The following is a 15,942-nucleotide window of genomic DNA, read 5'->3' as shown; positions in this document are numbered from 1 at the left end:
CTTTCAGGCTGCCGTCAGTGTTCTGCCCATGGTAATAGGAGTCACCTACTACCAAATCGCCCATTCAGGGAACCGGCAGGTCAGCGGCCTTCCTGAGAATCGGCTGAACGCCCGTCCCAGCGGGCGCCGCGCATGTCCACGCGCTCCCCCCGCAACGGGGTGCCCTCCTCGCGCCAGTGCGCCAGGCAGCGTTGCAGGTGGTCAGGGGCCACGCCGCTGCCGTCAGCGTGCACCACGCGCCACCACGGAACGCCGCCGCCCCACACGGACATCACGCGTCCCACCTGCCGGGGGCCGCCCTCGCCCAGGTATTCGGCGATGTCGCCGTAGGACATGACCTTGCCGGGCGGGATGCGCTCGACGAGGTCGAGCACGCGCTCGGCGAACGGCTTCAGCGGCTCCACGCCGCCGGTCCCGCGTCGATCATCTCGTCCAGCTTGCCAAGCTCGATCACCGACCCGTCGGCGACCACCTCGACCACGCCCTCACGCAGCCCGTAGACCTCGCCGTCCTCGCCGATGAGCCGGGCGCCGAGCACGCCCGCCAGCCGGACGAGCTGGGCCACCTGCCAGTCGGAGCCGGGCGCCCCGATCACCTGCTCACGCCATGCGCCCACGGCGTGCGTGCCGTCGCCGTGCCTGGCGACGATCTCGTGCGATCCGCGCAGCTCGAAACCCGCCGGCGCGATCGCCTTCGCGACCTCCGCGAAGGCCAGCGGCGCCTCACGAACCACGCGTAGCTCGTATCCCATGACGGGGGACCATAGCGGATCTTTACTCCCTCCGCTGATTGAGGAGCACGATGGCCCCGCAGAACATGACGAGGGCCACGAGGACGCCGATCCCGTACAGCCAGAGCCGCCACGGGTCGGGTCCGGGGGCCGACGGCTGCGGGGTGTCCTCGCCCTGCCCGAAGTGCTGGTCAGCGGGTACGGGGACCTGGCGTTTGTGGCCGGTGAGCCGTTCGGCGGCGTTCAGCGCGGCGCCCGCGTCGACCACGCCGAACCCGGTCCTGTCGTCGTACCCGGCGGCGGGGCGGCCCCGCGCCCCGGTGGCGAGCGCCTGCGCGACCTGCTCGGGCCGCAGGTCGGGGTAGCGCGCCTTGACGAGCGCGGCCACCCCGGCCACCAGCGCCGCCGCCGAGCTGGTGCCGTCGGACAGCGCGTAGCCGCTGCCGCGCTGGACCACGGGCACCCCGGAGCCGGGCGCGGCGACGAGCACGGACAGGTTGTCGCTGCTGTACGGGGCGGGCTTGCTCGTCTTGTCCACGGCCGCGACGCCGATGACGCCCGGGTAGCCCGCGGGGAAGCTCCAGTAGGAGGTCTCGTTGTCCTTGGTGTAGCTGGTCTGCCCGTCGTTGCCCGCGGCGGCGACCAGGACGACGCCCTTGCCGAGCGCGTAGGAGACGGCCTCGCGCTCGGACTTGTGCGGCCCGTAGTTGCCGATCGACATGCTGATGACCTTGGCGCCGTGGTTGGTGGCGTAGCGCAGGGCGCGGGCGAGCGGGCTCTCGGTGGCGCCGGGGTCGGTGAGCAGCGGCGGGGCGATCTGGTCCTCGGGGTTCTCGTCCAGGGCCAGCGGCAGCGACAGCACCCGGGCCTCCGGGGCGACGCCGACGAACCCGTCCCCGGCTCCCGATCCGGCGATCAGCGCGGCCATGGCAGTGCCGTGCTCGCCGGGCTCGACCTCGCGCGGGCGGGCCGAGCCCGAGCTCATGTCGGGGCCCACGGTGACGCGCCCGCGCAGCTCCTTGACCCGGGTGTCGACGGCGCTGTCGATCACGGCGACGGTGACGCCGGCGCCCTTGGTGACGTTCCACGCCTGCTCGACGTTGAGCGCGTCGAGCACCCACTGCTGCTGCTCGCGGATGGGCGGGTCGGTGGGGGCGTGCAGGGCCAGCATCGCGGCGGTGAGAACGCGGACGACGGTCAGCACACGTTCCCCTGGGTGCAGGGCGGGACCTTGGGCGGGTCCGCCAGGAAGTAGGCGATCTGGTTGCCGACGGACTTGGCGGCGGGCCAGAGCTCGGGGTGCAGGATCTCCTCGGGCGGGACCGCGGCCCTGGTGCGGCCGTCGGCGTAACCGGCGGTCGAGAACACGATGTACGGCCCGGCGCCCACCCAGCCGGTGCGCTGGCGCTGCTGCACGCCGAACCGTTCGGTCACGGTGCCGGGGAAGGCGACGGGCAGCACGCCGACGCGGTCGTCCTGGCTGAGCTGGTCGGTGACGGACGCCCTGGCCGCCTCGTCCTTGAGCACGGCCACGCCGACGGTCATGACGAACGTGGAGGTCTGGTCGACGTAGGTGGCGCGCAGCATGGAGACGCAGCCGTACTCGTCGAGGACGCCGGCCACGGACGGGTCGACGGCGTCGCGGCAGGCGGTCTCGGGGGCGATGCCGACGCGCCTGGCGTACTGCTGCGCGCGGTCGAGGCCGAGGTACTTGACCTCTTCGGGGAAGACGCCGGTGGTGGGCCACGCCTGCCAGCGGCGGGCGATCTCCTCCTGCTTGTAGCGGTTCTGCTCCTCGGCGGTCAGCGGGCGCGACCGGGTCTCCTTGAACAGGCCGGCGGTGCCGAGCAGCACGACGACGGCCGAGACGGCCACGATGACGGTGAGGAGCGCGACGAACATGCGCCGGTAGCGGACGCCCTGCTGGAGGGAGTCGGTCTCGGCGCGTTCGGCCGCCGCCCGCCTGCTCCGCATGCCCGCCGTGGGCCAGTCGCGCACGCGCGACCGGCGGCCGGTGGTGGCGCCGAGCGGATTGCTCCGTCCCGGCGTGGATCGTCCCCCGACGCGCGGTAGTCCTGAGGTGGGCCTACGTGCCTTCACCACCGCCTCGTTCCCAGCTCGGCTTCGTGTCTATTTCGTCCCCCTAACGGGGCGGATCATGCCTCTTGGTCATTGTGTGGGCGTCGGCCCCTTCTGACCAGGGCGACGACGGCTCCCAGCGATCCCAGCGCCACCACGGCCAGCGCCGCCGCGAGGCCCCCGTGCAGCAGGATGTGCGCGCCGTCGCGGTGCACGACCTGGATCGGGGCGGGCGGCGCCTGGCCCAGCGGCCTGTCCGGGTCGGCCGCCTGCGCGCCCGCCGCGGTCTCGGTGTGCCCGGCCAGCCGCTCCGCCTCGGCCAGCGCCCTGGCGGCGTTGACGACGCCGAACCCGGTGCCGGTGTCGTAGCCGCCCGGCGGCCGGTCGTCGGCGCTGGCCGCGAGCGCCCGCACGACGAGCGGCGGCGACAGGTCCGGATACTCGGCCTTGATCAGGGCGGCCACCCCCGACACCAGCGCGGTCGCCTGCGACGTCCCCCGGCCCACCCAGTAGGCGTCGCCCGGCCCCGCGCCCATGATGTCGACGCCCGGCGCGGCCACCACCACCGAGGAGTTCCAGTTGGAGAACGTCGCCCGCCGCAGCCTCCCGTCGGTCGCCCCCACCGACACCACGCCGGGGAAGGCCGCCGGGTAGGAGTACGGCGCCGCGCCGCCGCCCTCGACCTCGCGGGTGCCCTCGTTGCCCGCCGCCGCAACCACCACGACCCCCTTGGACACCGCGTAACGCACGGCCGCCCGGTCCTGGCGGGTCGCCAGCTCCTTGGAGATCGACAGGTTGATCACGTCGGCCCCGCGGTCGACGGCGTAGCGGATGCCGCGCGCGACCACGTTCTCGAACCGCTCGTCGGTGTTGAACGTGCGGAACCCCGGCTCCTCGTCCTCCAGGATCACCCGTACCGACAGCACCCGGGCGCGCGGCGCGACCCCGATGACGCCCAGCTTCCCGTCCGGGCCGTGCCCGTGCCCGGCGATCAGCGAGGCCATGTACGTGCCGTGCAGGCGGCGGGGCGTGACGCCCGGCGGGTTCGCCCCCGCGGTGAAGTCGCGGCCGACGGTGACCGAGCCCGCCAGGTCGCGGTGGCCCGGGTCGACGCCCGAGTCGAGCACGGCCACGGTGACGCCGTCGCCCTCGCTGATCCGCCACGCCTTGGCCAGGTCCAGCGTCCTGATGACCCGCTCCTGCCCGGACCGTACCTCGTCCGCCCACGCCGGGGCCGTGAGCGCCGGCAGCAGCCCGGCGAGGAGCGCCGCCCGCACGAGCGGCCCGCGGCTCAGCACCGCCACTCCTCGGCCGCGCAGTTGGGCATCCGGGGCCTGCTCAGGTCGGCCAGGACGCGCTCGGAGATCTCGGTCGCGAAGGCGAAGACCGCCGGCCGCTGCTCGCCCGACTTGCTCGCCGGCCGGCCGTCGACCTGGCCCGCCGTGGTCAGCACCAGGTACGGGCCCGCCTGCCGTACCGAGCCGGACTGCCGCACGGCGGGGGTGAACCGGTCGGACACCGTGCCGCGGAAGGCCAGCGGGCGCAGGCCGGGAACGGGCGCGCCGCTGCCCGGGAAGGCGGACCTGGCGCGGGCGGCGCGCTGCTTGTCGGGCAGCGCGACCACGCCCACGGTGACGAGCACGCCGCGCAGGGCGTCGATGTAGGTGGCGCGCAGCACGGCGCGGCAGCCCGCGGCGGCCAGCGCGGCGGCGGCCTCGGCGTCGACGGCGTCGTGACAGGTGGTGCGCGGCGAGATGCCGATCCGGCGGGCCCGCTCGCGGCCGCCCTGCTCGGCAGAGTAGGCGAGGCTGGACGGGAAGACGCGCCCGGCCGCCCAGGTGCGCCAGCGCTCGGCGACCTCGCGCTCGGCGGCGGCCCTGAGCTCGGCCGCGGTGGGACCCCGGGTCAGCTCGCCGCTCGCCGAACCGGCCGCGACCCCGGCGGCCACCGCGCAGACCAGAGTCAGCGCGGAGGCCACCAGCAGGGAAGGCCAGAGGCGGGCGTTGTCCACGGGATCGACCTTAATGCGGGCGACCCCGTGTCATCCGTCGGAAAGCAGACTCAGTAGGACGGCAGGCTCGGGTCGACGGTCTTGACCCAGCTCAGCACGCCACCGCCGACGTGGACGGCGTCGGCGAAGCCCGCGTTCTTGACGACCGCGAGCGCCTCCGCCGAACGGGCGCCGGACTTGCAGTGGAGCACGATCCGCTTGTCCTGCGGCAGCTTCTCCAGGGCCGAGCCGTTGAGGAACTCCCCCTTGGGGATCAGCGTGGCGCCCGGGATGGAGACGATCTCGTACTCGTTCGGCTCGCGGACGTCGACGAGGAAGATGTTCTCGCCGTTGTCCTGCATGGCCTTGAGCTCCTGGGCGGTGATCGTGGAGCCGCTGACCGCCTCGGCCGCCTCGTCGGAGATCGCGCCGCAGAACGCCTCGTAGTCCTCCAGGAGCTGGGTGACCGTCGGGTTCTTGCCGCACAGCACGCACTCGGGGTCCTTGCGGACCTTGACGTCGCGGTACTTCATCTCCAGGGCGTCGTAGATCATCAGGCGGCCGACGAGCGGGTCACCGATGCCGGTGAGCAGCTTGATCGCCTCGTTGACCTGGATGGAGCCGATCGACGCGCACAGCACGCCGAGCACGCCGCCCTCGGCGCACGACGGCACCATGCCGGGAGGCGGGGGCTCCGGGTAGAGGCAGCGGTAGCAGGGGCCGTGCTCGGCCCAGAACACGCTCGCCTGGCCGTCGAAGCGGTAGATCGAGCCCCAGACGTACGGCTTGCCCAGCAGCACCGCGGCGTCGTTCACCATGTAGCGGGTGGCGAAGTTGTCGGTGCCGTCGAGGATCAGGTCGTAGCCGGAGAAGATTTCCATGACGTTCTCGGTGGTCAGCGCCGTGTTGTGGATCACGACGTCGATCAGCGGGTTGATCTCCCGGACGGACGCCGCGGCGCTCTCGGCCTTCAGCCTGCCCACGTCGGACTGGCCGTGGATGACCTGGCGCTGCAGGTTGGACTCGTCCACGACGTCGAAGTCGACGACGCCGAGGGTGCCCACACCCGCCGCGGCGAGATAGAGCAGCGCCGGCGACCCGAGACCGCCGGCGCCGACACACAGCACCTTGGCGTTCTTGAGCCGCTTCTGCCCGGCCATCCCCACGTCGGGAATGATCAGGTGACGCGAGTAACGGCGCACTTCGTCGACGGTGAGCTCGGCGGCCGGCTCTACCAGCGGTGGCAACGACACTTTCTACGCTCCCGTTTCAGGGGGTCTCTATCTCCATGTGAAACCTAGCCGGGCAGTGGGGCATTCCCCAATCGCGTCTCACGGATCAGACGGCGCGCCTCGGCGGCCACCACGCGCGGCACCTCCATCATCGCCACGTGCCCGGCCCTGGGCAGCAGCACCAGTCTCAGATCACGGAACGCGCGCGCCGCCCTGGCGGCCATCGCGGGCCGGACGAGCCGGTCGTGGCGGCCGTGGATGATCAGCGTGGGGGCCTGGATCTTCTCGGCCTGGCGCCACAGGTTGTCCGCGCCGCGCCGGAAGTACTCCGCCACGATGCCCCGGGCCGAGCCGATCATCGCGGCCGCGGAGTACGGCAGTTCGTCGCGGCGCCGCTGCTCCTCGATCGCCTCGCGCAGCCGTACCGGATGCACGGCGGCCATGTCCGCCCAGACCACCGCGAACGAGGCGTTGATCCGCTGTTCGGCGGGGATCAGCTTGAGCCGGCTCGCCACCCACTCGCCCAGCCGGGGCGTCGCGGCGGCGGCCACCCGCACCGGGCCGGAGCGGGGCAGCAGGTCCGGCAGCGCCGGCGAGATGAGCGTGAGCGAGCGCACCAGCTCGGGGCGTCCGGCGGCGACGCGCACGCAGACCGCCCCGCCCATCGAGTTGCCGAACAGGTGCGCCGGGCCGACCTGCTCCAGCAGCCGGACGACCGCGGCCGCGTGCGCGGCCACGCTGTAGTCGCCGTCGGCAGGCGCGGGCGAGTGCCCGGCGCCCGGCAGGTCGATCGCGTGCCCGGTGACGTCGTCCTTCAGCTCGTCCATGAGGTCGGTCCAGTTGGTGGCCGCCCCTGCCAGACCGTGTACGAAGACCGCCTGCTCGGGGGCGCCGGGCGGGGTGGACCTGACGTGGACGTCACCGACCATCCGCCCCGGCCAGTGCGGGACCGGCTCTGCCATGCCTCCTCCTCACACACGAGTTTCTGGACATTTCAGCTTATATCGCTTCATACATCTCTAATTGATCTAACGACAGGCCAAGCGTGCGGCAAAAGGACTTGATCGCCGTTTATGGCCTGCAACCCCCGGAAAGTATGACAACCAGATGACACCCAGCGTGACATCTCAGGCACTCTCCGTCATCACGGAAATTGCCGCAAGTGCAAGGAACCGTTCAGGGGGAAGCACAATGTCCAAGCTCAAGACCATGATGGCTGCCGCCACGCTGACCACCGCCCTCACCGGCGGCATGGTGGGTGTCGGCGAGGCGGCCTCCGCCACCACCACCGCCAACGCCTCCACCAGCGTCGGCGCGGCCACCAACGTCTCCAACTTCGTCGCTCACCCGCGCTGGTGCCGCTGGCACCGCAGCCACGGCTGGGGCCACGGCCACGGCTGGGGTCGCGGCCACGGCCACGGCTGGGGCTGGGGCCACCACGGCCACCGTCACGGCCACGGCCGTTACGTCAACCGTGTCAAGGTGTTCCTCAACCTGGCCGAGGACAAGGTCCGCTCTGTGCACCGTCGCGGCTGCCTGAAGATCCGCCACAACCACGGTGGCCACTGGTAAACCGATCATCTCGGCCCGGGGTTCCGGGCAGAGCTAACGCGGGGGCGCCGGATCATCTCCGGTGTCCTCGCTTTCATGTGTGCGGGTAAGCCGTGGACCCGCATTCGGTCATACGGCTGTGCGGCGCATTCCCGTCCGGGGTCGGAAATGCGATGCAAGGAGGAGTTTCATCGACATAGGAGCTGCTTCCATGGCATTCACCCGCATCGCGGCCGTCCTGCTGGCCGCCTCCGGCGCCGCCCTGGCGACCGCCCCACCCGTGCTCGCCGACCCCGCACCGCCCGGCCCGAACGCCCACCGCGACCTGCGCGAGCTGCGGCAGGAGCTCCACGAGTCCCGCCACGCCCGGGCCCGCGACCTCCAGGAAGCCCGCCACCGCTGGTCCGCCGACCACCGCGACCGGCACGACCGGCACGACCGGCGCGGCCACTGGGCCGACAACCTCCCCACCCACCCGGACCACTGGGCGAACGACCGCCACCCGACCCGCGACCACCGTGAGGCCCGCGAGGCCCGTACCCGCGCTCTCCAGGACACCCGCACCCCCGGCGACCTGCGCGACCGCCGAGCAGGTGACCGGCGCGACGCCCGGCAGGGGCCCGGGCTGACGGAGGGGCGCGTCGAGAGGGAGGCGCGGGGGCCGAGGCCGGAGACCCGGGATCGGGGGAACGCCACCGCCCAGGCGCGGCTGACCACGTGCGCCTACCGGGTGAAGGCCGGGACGCGGGTCTACGTGAAGCCGGAACGGGGCGCGAAGGAGCTGGAGCACTTCGGCTCCCAGGGCCGCACACTGGGCGCGTGCGCCTCGCGCCCCGGTGAGAAGTGGACGAAGGTCCTGGCCCCGGAACGCGGCAAGATCGGCTACGCGCGCACCGACAGGCTGAAGAACCTCGGCCCGAAGAAGTGGCTGTCCGTCTGAGTCACGCGGACTTGCGCGCCTTGCGCTTGGGGGCCGCCTCCTTCTCCTTGGACTCCTTGGACTCCTTGGACTCCTTGGCGGCCCTCTTGGGTTTGGCGGCGCCCCCGCCGGTGCGCTCGCGCTTGGCGGCGTCGACGCTGGCGCGCAGCGCGGCCATGAGGTCGACGGCCGGCCCGGCCTCCTCCTCTTCGGGGGCCGCGACGACCTCCTTGCCCGCCACCTTGGCCTCGATCACCTGTTGCAGCGCCTCGCGGTAGGTGTCGTGGTACTCGGTGGGGTCGAAGTCGGCCTCCATCGTGTTGATGAGCGATTCGGCCATCTTGAGCTCCTGGGCCCGTACCTCGATGTCCTCGTCCAGGAACTCGAAGTCGGGCTTGCGGATCTCGTCCGGCCACAGCATGGTCTCCAGGACGAACACGCCGTCGCGGACCCGCAGCGTGGCGAGCGACTCACGCTGGCGCAGCGCCACCTTGACCACGGCGACCTGCCCGGAGCTCTCCAGGGCGTTGCGCAGGAGCACGTACGGCTTGGCGCCCTGGGCGTCGGGTTCGAGGTAGTAGGACTTGGCGAAGTAGATGGGGTCGATCTGCTCGGCCGGGGCGAACTGCAGCACGTCGATGCGCCGGGAGGTGCTGAGGGGCAGTCCTTCGAAGTCCTCGTCGGTCAGCACGACCATCTCGCCGGTGCCGAGTTCATAACCCTTGGCGATGTCGGCGTAGGCGACCTCTTCGCCGTCGACGGTGCACACCCTCTTGTAGCGGATGCGGCCGCCGTCCTCGCGGTGCACCTGGTGGAAGCTGACGTCCTTCTGTTCGGTGGCCGTGTAGAGCTTGACGGGGATGGTGACCAGCCCGAAGGAGATCGCACCTTTCCAGATGCTGCGCATCGGCACTCCTCAGCAGTAGCGGGCGGTCCACCAATGGGCACATACCCGTCATGGTGCAACCAATGCCACACTCGATTGAACCAATGCTGGCTGTACCAGGGGAACTACCCTCCGATCACGACCGGTACGGCCTCGAGGTCAAGTGGGACGGCATTCGCGCCATCGTGCACGTGGACGGTGGCCTCCGGGTGACGGGAAGGCACGGGGCTGACTACACCCGCCGCTACCCCGAAATTTCGGACTTCGGCATGAAAAGTGCGGTCATCGACGGCGAGGTGGTGGCGCTGGACCGCCACGGCCGGCCGAACTTCGTCCGGCTGCAGCGGCGCATGCACCTGACCGACCCCGAGCCGCTGATCCTGGAGCGCTACCCCGTCACGTACCTGCCCTTCGACCTGCTCTATCTCGACGGCATGTCCCTGTGCGACCTGCCGTACCGGGCCAGGCGCAGCCTCCTGGACGAGCTCGACATCGGCGCCCCTCCCTACTTCCCCGGCGATTCCGGCCTGCTGGCGGCCACCTCGGAGCAGGGCCTCGAAGGCGTGGTGGCCAAACGGCTCGATTCTCCTTACCAGCCCGGCGTGCGCTCCCCCGCCTGGATCAAGGTCAAGAACCTGAGCATCACGGAAGTGGTGATCGGCGGCTGGAAGCCCGGCAAGGGCCGCCGGGCGGGCGGCATCGGCTCGCTCGTCATGGGCGTGTTCACGCCCGCCGGCCTCACGTACGTCGGCCACGTCGGGACCGGCTTCACCGAGGAGGCCCTGGATCTCCTGTACGGGATGCTGGCGCCGCTGGAGATCGCGCGGAGCCCGTTCAGCAACGCGGTCCCGTGGCGTAATCGATGGGTTAGACCCGATCTGGTCGGGGAGGTGGCCTACACGATGTGGACCGACGACCAACGGCTGCGCCATCCCGTGTGGCGCGGGCTGCGGGCGGACAAGCTCCCTGCGGAGGTGACGCGGTGAAGGTCCCCGTCAAGGTGGACGGGCGCGAGCTCACGCTGAGCAACCTGGACAAGGTGCTCTACCCGGAGGAGGGATTCGCCAAGGCCGAGGTCATCGACTACTACAGCCGCGTCGCCCCGGTGCTGCTGCCCCACCTGGCGGGCCGCCCGCTGACCGTCAAGCGCTACCCCAACGGCGTCGAGGGGGCCTCGTTCTTCGAGAAGAACGCCCCCGACCACACCCCCGGCTGGGTCCGGCGCGTCCGGCTGCCGGTCCCGGGCAGCACCAAGGACCGCGAGAGCATCGACTTCGCCGTCGTCGACGACCTGCCTACCCTCGTCTACTACGCCAACCTGGCCGCCCTGGAGCTCCACGTCCCACAGTGGCGCGTCTCGGACGACGGCGAGGCGCTGCCGCCCGACACGCTCGTGTTCGACCTGGACCCGGGCCCGCCCGCCACGATCGTCGAGTGCTGCCGGGTGGCGCTCATGCTGCGCGAGGTGCTGGCCGCCGACGGGCTCACCGCCAGGCCCAAGACCAGCGGCAGCAAGGGCATGCAGCTCTACGCCGCCTGGGACGGCCGCGAGGAGCCGTCCGCGTACGCCAAGCGGCTGGCCCAGGCGCTCGCCAAGGAGCATCCGGGCGAGGTGGTCAGCGTCATGACGAGGAAGCTGCGGCCCGGCAAGGTGTTCATCGACTGGAGCCAGAACAACCCGGCCAAGACCACCGTGGCCCCCTACTCGCTGCGCGCCAGGGCCAGGCCGACGGTCTCCACGCCGCTGCTGTGGAAGGAGGTCGAGACCTGCGAACACGCCGACGACCTGGTGTTCACCACGACCGACGTGCTCGCCAGGGTGGAGAAGCACGGCGACCTTTTCGACGCGGCGTAGGCTGGGTGCGTCCGCACGCAACGGGGCCACATGTGAAGGGGGAACGACATGTCGGAGATGGACGTACGCGGGGACGAGGCGAATTTCGCCGACGACGAGGAGCGGCCGCTGGAGGCGCCGGAGGCCGACGCCGTCGAGCAGCGGCGCCGGTTGAGCGAGGACGAGTCCCGGCCGCGCCGGGAGGTCCCGTTCGACGTCGACCCCGCCGACGCGGCCGACCAGGACCGCGTGGTCGAGCTCGACGATGACGACTATCGCTGAGGCGGCGGCTACCCGCGCGTAGGATGTCGGCACGATCCGCACGAAGACGTTGGAGACCCGCGTGACCGCTACCCCGGACGCCAAGCCCCGGGGCACCCGGCTGCCCCGACTCGCCCGCCGCCGGCAGCTGCTCAGCGCCGCGCAGGAAGTGTTCGTCGAGAACGGCTACCACGCGGCCGCCATGGACGAGATCGCCGAGCGGGCCGGGGTCAGCAAGCCGGTGCTCTACCAGCACTTCCCCGGCAAGCTGGAGCTCTATCTGGCGCTGCTCGACCTGCACGTCGACGACATGGTCAACCGCTGCCGCGACGCCCTCGCCTCCACCAGCGAGAACAAGCTGCGGGTCCAGGCGACGTTCAGCGCGTTCTTCGACTTCGTCTCCACCCAGGGCGAGGCGTTCCGCCTGGTCTTCGAGTCCGACCTGCGCAACGTGGCGCCGGTGCGGCAGCGGGTGGAGCGGTCGCTGAGCGAGTGCGCCGAGATGGTCAGCGCGGTGATCCAGGAGGACACCGGCTGCACCAGCGACGAGGCGCACCTGCTCGGGGTCGGGCTGGTCGGCATGGCCGAGGTCAGCGCCCGCTACTGGGTGACCAAGCACGGCTCCATCCCGAAGGACGCGGCCGAGCAGCTCATGGCCCGGCTGGCCTGGCGGGGCATCAGCGGTTTTCCGCGTACGGCATAACCCGTTCGCTGGGCGCGATCAATCGGCGTGTTTCCGGCACGCAGCGGCCACGATGGGACCAGCACAGCCCCGTCGAAAGGGAGCACGATGGAAGTCAAGATCGGGGTACGTTCCGTACACCGCGAGCTCGTGGTGGAGACCGACCTGTCGTCGGAGCAGGTCGAGGAGGAGATCAGGCAGGCGCTGGCAGCCGAGCGGGGCGTGTTCGCCATCACTGACGTGAAGGGCAGGCGCGTGGTCGTGCCGGTGGCGGCGCTCGGCTTCATCGAGATCGGCGAGGACGAATCCCGCCCGGTGGGCTTCGGCGGCACCCTCTGACCTTTCCGGCCCGCACGACCTGACTCCCGGGACCGCGTTCCACCGGCCCCGGGGGTCGCGGGTCTGGCGGGCCGGACCAGGCCGGGCCCGATCAGTGCCCGATCAAGGTCAGGTCAGATCAGGTCAGGCGAGGCGGCAGCCGCGTGGGCGGCGGCGCCGGGGGGCGATCTCCGGCCCCCGGGCCGGGCACCACGCGCCTCCCCTGCGCAGCACGGCCCGCGACGGCCAGCGATTCGGCCCACATCTGGTCAAGGAACTGCCGTAGCGGCGCGAGGCCCTCATGCCTGGCACGCTACAGCCGTTCGCCGCCCCGCGCCGTGCGATCCCCTCGACAGCCCTGCACCGGGTTCAGATGCCGAGCGCCGCCATGCGCTTGTTGTGCTCCTCGGTGAGGCGGGCGAACATCCGGGAGATCTCGGCCTGGTCGTCGGCCCCCGACTCGACCAGCATCATCGCCAGCTCCGGCCGGGCCGCGGCCACCCGCTGCCCCTGGCTGAGCGCCTCGCCGACCATCCGCCTGGCCCACAGCGCCAGCCGCCCGCCGACGACCGGGTCGGCGGCGATGCCCGCCCTGACCCGCTCGACCGCGAACCCGGCCCGCCCCTCGTCCGCCAGCACCTCGTCCACGAGCTTGGCGATCGCGGGCTCCAGCCGCCGGGCCGCCTCCCGATAGAAGTCGAGCGCGATGCCGACCCCGACATAGGCTTTGACCAGCGCCTCCAGCCAGTCGGTCGGCGTGGTCTGGCGGTGCCAGGCGTCGAGCGCCTCGGCGAACGGCTGCATCGCCGCGTCCGGATCGGCGCCCAGCTCGGTGAGCCGGTCGCGCAGCAGCCGGAAGTGCGCGTACTCCGCCACGGCCAGCTCGCTGAGCGCGGCCCGGTCGGCCAGCGTGGGCGCCAGCCGCGCCGCGTCGTCGGTCATCCGCGTGAAGGCGCTGAGCTCGGCATAGGCCAGGACGCCGAGCAAATCGACGACCGCAGGGGACTCGTTCATACGTCGCAGCGTACTTCGGTCAATCTTCGGGAACATACGTGAGCTCGGCCAGCGTTGTGGTATCGAGTACACTGCTCTGTGAAAGTGCGACCGCACTGTGTAAATTCGGGGGAATCTCTCCCGGATGCCCCCGCTCCCCGGGTGCGCGGTCGCTGATGACATGAGAGGGCTGGCTCTACCGCGAGGACCCAGGCACGGGGGTATTTTTCCGCCCGATCGGTCCCGGCAGGCCCGCCTTCATTTGAGACTGAGGCAGGCCACGCTGACGACTTTCCGAGACCTCGGAGTCACACCAGAAATCGCCGATGCCCTCGAGACCGAGGGCATCACCACACCGTTCCCGATCCAGGAGATGGCTCTCCCGCTCGCACTGGGCGGCCAGGACCTCATCGGACAGGCACGCACGGGCACGGGCAAGACCTACGCGTTCGGCATCGCGATGCTCCAGAGCATCGGCAAGCCGCGCAAGAACCGCAAGAAGCCCCGCGGGCTGGTCGTCGTGCCGACCCGCGAGCTGGCCCACCAGGTGAGCGAGGACCTCGTCACCGCCGCGGGCAAGCTCGGCTCGCGCGTCCTGACCGTTTACGGCGGTCGCGCGTACGAGCCGCAGATCGAGGCGCTGAAGGCCGGAGTCGACGTCATCGTCGGCACCCCCGGACGCCTGCTCGACCTGGTCAAGCAGAAGCACCTCGACCTCAGCCAGATCACCAGCCTGGTGCTCGACGAGGCCGACCGCATGCTCGACCTGGGCTTCCTGCCCGACATCGAACGGATCTTCAAGCTGATCCCGGCGCAGCGGCAGACGATGCTGTTCTCGGCCACCATGCCGGGTGAGATCGTCTCGCTCTCGCGCAAGTACCTCAACCGTCCCACCCACGTGCGCGCCGAGCACGAGAGCGGCGAGGGTGAGGCCACTCCGCAGGTCCGCCAGATCGTCTGGCGCACCCACCGGATGGACAAGATCGAGATCGTCGCCCGGCTGCTCCAGGCCGAGGGGCGCGGGCTCACCATGGTCTTCTGCGAGACCAAGCGGGCCTGCGACATGGTCGCCGAGCAGCTCGACACCCGCGGCTTCGCGGTCGCGGCGGTCCACGGCGACCTCGGCCAGGGCCAGCGCGAGCAGGCTCTGCGCGCCTTCCGCAACGGCAAGATCGACGTGCTGGTGGCCACCGACGTGGCGGCCCGAGGCATCGACATCGACGACGTCACCCACGTGGTCAACTACGACGCTCCCACCGACGACAAGACCTACGTGCACCGCATCGGCCGCACCGGCCGGGCCGGGCGCACGGGCATCGCGGTCACGTTCGTGGAGTGGGAGGAGCTGACCCGCTGGAAGATGATCAATCAGATGCTCGGCCTGGACTTCGCCGAGCCCGTCGAGACCTACTCCACCTCGCCGCACGTCTTCACCGAGCTCAACATCCCCGAGGGCACCAAGGGCGTGCTGCCGCACGCCAACCGCTCCCGGGCGGGGCTGTCGGCGGAGCGGATCGAGGACCTCGGCGAGACGGGCCGCCCCCGCAACCGCGGCGGCCGACGCCGTGACGAGCGTGAGGAGCGTGACGAACGCCGTCCGGCCCGCACGCCTCGCCAGCGCCGCCGCACCCGTGGTGGCAAGTCCGCCGAAGAGGGCACTCCCGTCGAGACGCCGGAGGTCGAGCTCGTGAACGGTCGCTCCCGCAAGCCGGAGGAGACGCCCGCGATCATCTCTGCTGACGAGGTGGAGGCCGTGGCCGCCGAGCCGCGCCGCCGCACCCGCCGTTCGTCGGCGGAGCGGGCGTCCGCCGAATCGGCCAGGGCCACAGAGCCCGCCAAGGTCACAGAGCCTGTCAAGGCCGCTGAGCCCGTGGTGAGCGCCGAGCCGGTCAAGGCCGCCGAGCCCGTCAAGGCGCCCGAGCCCGTCAAGGCCGCCGAGCCCGTACGCGCTCCTGAGCCCGCCAGGGCGCCGGAGCCCACGCGGGCGCCGGAGCCGGCGCGGGCCGCGGAGCCGGTCCGGGTGGCGCCTGCCGTCGAGCCGTCGCCGGCCGAGCCGGTGCCCAGCTTCCTGACCACCCCGCCGCCGCCCGCGGCGTCCAGGGAGCCGGAGCGGATCATCCCGCCGAGCCCGTTCACGGTGATCTTCCAGTCGCCCGACCTGGCGACGGACGACGACGACATCGCCCCGTCCGCCGCCACCGAGCGCAAGCAGCAGCGCCGCCAGGCTCGTGGCGGTGGTGGCGGCGGCAACCGCCGCCGCGCGGGCTGACGACCGCAGTGTGAAGAGCACAGTGTGAAGGGCGCGCACCCACCCGGGTGCGCGCCCTTCCGCATGTCAGCGGCCCCCGTGACGGGCGGGTGAGCGCTCCGGCCGGAACCTCGCCCACCGGCCTTCCAGGTACGCGCCGCGCGTCCCGGACCCGGCGTCCGGCACCCCCATAAGCTGGCAACTCCCCCGAAATCCGGC

Annotated in this window: 18 protein-coding genes; 8 read left to right on the top strand and 10 right to left on the bottom strand. The window is 71.6% G+C overall.

What is annotated here, in order from left to right; genetic code table 11:
• Window positions 1–80: 80 nt before the first annotated feature.
• Genes AB0G11_RS30190 through AB0G11_RS30155 form a run of 8 tightly spaced genes read right to left on the bottom strand, consistent with a single transcriptional unit; the run spans window position 81 to window position 6,993 of the window.
• The gene (locus tag AB0G11_RS30190) at window positions 81–404 is read right to left on the bottom strand and encodes an MGMT family protein (protein ID WP_219504827.1); all 324 of its coding nucleotides are present in this window, start codon (window positions 402–404) and stop codon (window positions 81–83) included.
• Window positions 392–751: a hypothetical protein gene (locus AB0G11_RS30185; RefSeq protein WP_219504825.1), complete on the bottom strand. Its 360-nt coding sequence runs from the start codon at window positions 749–751 to the stop codon at window positions 392–394. The genes AB0G11_RS30190 and AB0G11_RS30185 overlap by 13 nt, the downstream gene beginning before the upstream one ends.
• 22 nt (window positions 752–773) lie before the next feature.
• Window positions 774–1,934, bottom strand: a complete 1,161-nt coding sequence (locus AB0G11_RS30180) for a S8 family serine peptidase (RefSeq protein ID WP_219504823.1) — start codon at window positions 1,932–1,934, stop codon at window positions 774–776.
• Window positions 1,928–2,830 (bottom strand): hypothetical protein, encoded by a 903-nt coding sequence (locus AB0G11_RS30175; RefSeq protein ID WP_357589980.1) that lies wholly within the window; start codon window positions 2,828–2,830, stop codon window positions 1,928–1,930. Before AB0G11_RS30175 ends, AB0G11_RS30180 begins: the two co-directional genes overlap by 7 nt.
• A gap of 56 nt (window positions 2,831–2,886) precedes the next feature.
• On the bottom strand, window positions 2,887–4,107 hold the full coding sequence (locus AB0G11_RS30170; RefSeq protein ID WP_357589978.1) for a S8 family serine peptidase: 1,221 nt from the start codon (window positions 4,105–4,107) through the stop codon (window positions 2,887–2,889).
• On the bottom strand, window positions 4,101–4,820 hold the full coding sequence (locus AB0G11_RS30165) for a hypothetical protein (RefSeq protein WP_308125736.1): 720 nt from the start codon (window positions 4,818–4,820) through the stop codon (window positions 4,101–4,103). Before AB0G11_RS30165 ends, AB0G11_RS30170 begins: the two co-directional genes overlap by 7 nt.
• A 50-nt stretch (window positions 4,821–4,870) precedes the next feature.
• Entirely contained in the window at window positions 4,871–6,052 is a 1,182-nt protein-coding gene (gene moeZ, locus AB0G11_RS30160; RefSeq protein ID WP_219504820.1) for an adenylyltransferase/sulfurtransferase MoeZ, read from the bottom strand.
• Between the two features lie 44 nt (window positions 6,053–6,096).
• Entirely contained in the window at window positions 6,097–6,993 is an 897-nt protein-coding gene (locus AB0G11_RS30155) for an alpha/beta hydrolase (RefSeq protein ID WP_357589976.1), read from the bottom strand.
• A 229-nt stretch (window positions 6,994–7,222) separates the two neighbouring features.
• On the opposite strand from AB0G11_RS30155, the gene AB0G11_RS30150 reads away from it, so the two are divergent.
• Window positions 7,223–7,603, top strand: coding sequence for a hypothetical protein (locus AB0G11_RS30150; protein WP_219504816.1), 381 nt, complete (start codon window positions 7,223–7,225; stop codon window positions 7,601–7,603).
• A 190-nt stretch (window positions 7,604–7,793) separates the two neighbouring features.
• Window positions 7,794–8,522 (top strand): hypothetical protein, encoded by a 729-nt coding sequence (locus tag AB0G11_RS30145; protein WP_357589974.1) that lies wholly within the window; start codon window positions 7,794–7,796, stop codon window positions 8,520–8,522.
• Between the two features lies 1 nt (window position 8,523).
• Here the strand turns inward: AB0G11_RS30145 and AB0G11_RS30140 are convergent, their stop codons facing one another.
• The gene (locus AB0G11_RS30140) at window positions 8,524–9,408 is read right to left on the bottom strand and encodes a Ku protein (protein ID WP_357589972.1); all 885 of its coding nucleotides are present in this window, start codon (window positions 9,406–9,408) and stop codon (window positions 8,524–8,526) included.
• 83 nt (window positions 9,409–9,491) lie between these two features.
• On the opposite strand from AB0G11_RS30140, the gene ligD (AB0G11_RS30135) reads away from it, so the two are divergent.
• The 5 genes from ligD (AB0G11_RS30135) (at window position 9,492) to AB0G11_RS30115 (ending at window position 12,503) form a co-directional block, all read left to right on the top strand.
• Window positions 9,492–10,373, top strand: a complete 882-nt coding sequence (gene ligD, locus AB0G11_RS30135) for a non-homologous end-joining DNA ligase (RefSeq protein ID WP_219504810.1) — start codon at window positions 9,492–9,494, stop codon at window positions 10,371–10,373.
• Window positions 10,370–11,242 (top strand): non-homologous end-joining DNA ligase, encoded by an 873-nt coding sequence (gene ligD, locus AB0G11_RS30130; RefSeq protein ID WP_357589970.1) that lies wholly within the window; start codon window positions 10,370–10,372, stop codon window positions 11,240–11,242. Before ligD (AB0G11_RS30135) ends, ligD (AB0G11_RS30130) begins: the two co-directional genes overlap by 4 nt.
• Before the next feature lie 48 nt (window positions 11,243–11,290).
• Entirely contained in the window at window positions 11,291–11,503 is a 213-nt protein-coding gene (locus AB0G11_RS30125; protein ID WP_246644781.1) for a hypothetical protein, read from the top strand.
• Between the two features lie 61 nt (window positions 11,504–11,564).
• Window positions 11,565–12,185: a TetR/AcrR family transcriptional regulator gene (locus AB0G11_RS30120; RefSeq protein ID WP_219504804.1), complete on the top strand. Its 621-nt coding sequence runs from the start codon at window positions 11,565–11,567 to the stop codon at window positions 12,183–12,185.
• Window positions 12,186–12,272: 87 nt separating this feature from the next.
• Window positions 12,273–12,503 carry a DUF3107 domain-containing protein gene (locus AB0G11_RS30115; protein ID WP_049574576.1) on the top strand — a complete coding sequence of 77 codons (231 nt, stop codon included), beginning with the start codon at window positions 12,273–12,275 and terminating at the stop codon, window positions 12,501–12,503.
• A 348-nt stretch (window positions 12,504–12,851) separates the two neighbouring features.
• On the opposite strand, the gene AB0G11_RS30110 is transcribed toward AB0G11_RS30115, so the two are convergent.
• Window positions 12,852–13,496 (bottom strand): ferritin-like fold-containing protein, encoded by a 645-nt coding sequence (locus AB0G11_RS30110; protein WP_219504803.1) that lies wholly within the window; start codon window positions 13,494–13,496, stop codon window positions 12,852–12,854.
• 352 nt (window positions 13,497–13,848) lie between these two features.
• Here AB0G11_RS30110 and AB0G11_RS30105 point away from each other — a divergent pair, with 352 nt between their 5' ends.
• The gene (locus AB0G11_RS30105) at window positions 13,849–15,744 is read left to right on the top strand and encodes a DEAD/DEAH box helicase (protein WP_357589968.1); all 1,896 of its coding nucleotides are present in this window, start codon (window positions 13,849–13,851) and stop codon (window positions 15,742–15,744) included.
• Window positions 15,745–15,942 lie beyond the last annotated feature (198 nt).

This window comes from Nonomuraea sp. NPDC023979, from assembly GCF_040639085.1.
In the GTDB taxonomy this organism is placed as follows: domain Bacteria; phylum Actinomycetota; class Actinomycetes; order Streptosporangiales; family Streptosporangiaceae; genus Nonomuraea; species Nonomuraea ceibae.
This window is presented reverse-complemented; position numbering and strand designations above follow the sequence as displayed.

Excerpts from the sequence above, each read along its gene's own strand:
- AB0G11_RS30185 (WP_219504825.1), bottom strand. The coding sequence starts at position 751 with ATGGGATACGAGCTACGCGTGGTTCGTGAGGCGCCGCTGGCCTTCGCG.
- AB0G11_RS30150 (WP_219504816.1), top strand. The coding sequence starts at position 7,223 with ATGTCCAAGCTCAAGACCATGATGGCTGCCGCCACGCTGACCACCGCC.
- AB0G11_RS30145 (WP_357589974.1), top strand. The coding sequence starts at position 7,794 with ATGGCATTCACCCGCATCGCGGCCGTCCTGCTGGCCGCCTCCGGCGCC.
- AB0G11_RS30140 (WP_357589972.1), bottom strand. The coding sequence starts at position 9,408 with ATGCGCAGCATCTGGAAAGGTGCGATCTCCTTCGGGCTGGTCACCATC.
- AB0G11_RS30155 (WP_357589976.1), bottom strand. The coding sequence starts at position 6,993 with ATGGCAGAGCCGGTCCCGCACTGGCCGGGGCGGATGGTCGGTGACGTC.
- AB0G11_RS30115 (WP_049574576.1), top strand. The coding sequence starts at position 12,273 with ATGGAAGTCAAGATCGGGGTACGTTCCGTACACCGCGAGCTCGTGGTG.
- ligD (WP_219504810.1), top strand. The coding sequence starts at position 9,492 with ATGCTGGCTGTACCAGGGGAACTACCCTCCGATCACGACCGGTACGGC.
- AB0G11_RS30105 (WP_357589968.1), top strand. The coding sequence starts at position 13,849 with ATGGCTCTCCCGCTCGCACTGGGCGGCCAGGACCTCATCGGACAGGCA.
- AB0G11_RS30110 (WP_219504803.1), bottom strand. The coding sequence starts at position 13,496 with ATGAACGAGTCCCCTGCGGTCGTCGATTTGCTCGGCGTCCTGGCCTAT.
- AB0G11_RS30125 (WP_246644781.1), top strand. The coding sequence starts at position 11,291 with ATGTCGGAGATGGACGTACGCGGGGACGAGGCGAATTTCGCCGACGAC.